1 protein-coding gene is annotated in these 489 nt (G+C 42.9%); it reads left to right on the top strand.

Going from position 1 to position 489, the window contains the following annotated elements:
* On the top strand, positions 1-489 hold a 489-nt coding region (locus tag HC175_RS17845; RefSeq protein WP_168139610.1), incomplete at both ends, for a TonB-dependent receptor plug domain-containing protein.

Raw genomic sequence — 489 nt, forward strand, 5'->3', positions numbered from 1 at the left:
ATCTCAAGTATCTCTTCCTCACAGGAACCGCTTTATGTAATTGACGGGATGCCTTTGATCAATGATGATGAATCTGTTTCCCAGGCACCTATAAACCCGCTCATTTCCTTAAATCCTAATGATATCGCCTCCATTGAAATTCTTAAGGATGCATCGTCTGCAGCGATATATGGAGCAAGAGGTACAAATGGAGTCGTATTAATCACCACCAAATCAGGTAAATCGGGAAAGACAAAGATCTCTCTGAATACTTCCATGGGGTGGAGTGAACCTACCAATACATTAGATTGGTTGAATGCAGAGCAGTACGTGGAGTTATTCACAGAAGCTTCTGCCAATAGCTACGGAGCTGAAGACACCTGGCTTACTGAAGAAGGAGGTTATTTTGACTGGATGGCTAACGGACTTGACTGGAGAAATGGGGCAGTAGATACAGATTGGCAATCCTTTGCCCTTGTAGATGGTTCTGTTCAGGATCATACAATTTCT

The sequence above is a fragment of the Salinimicrobium oceani genome (assembly GCF_012037645.1).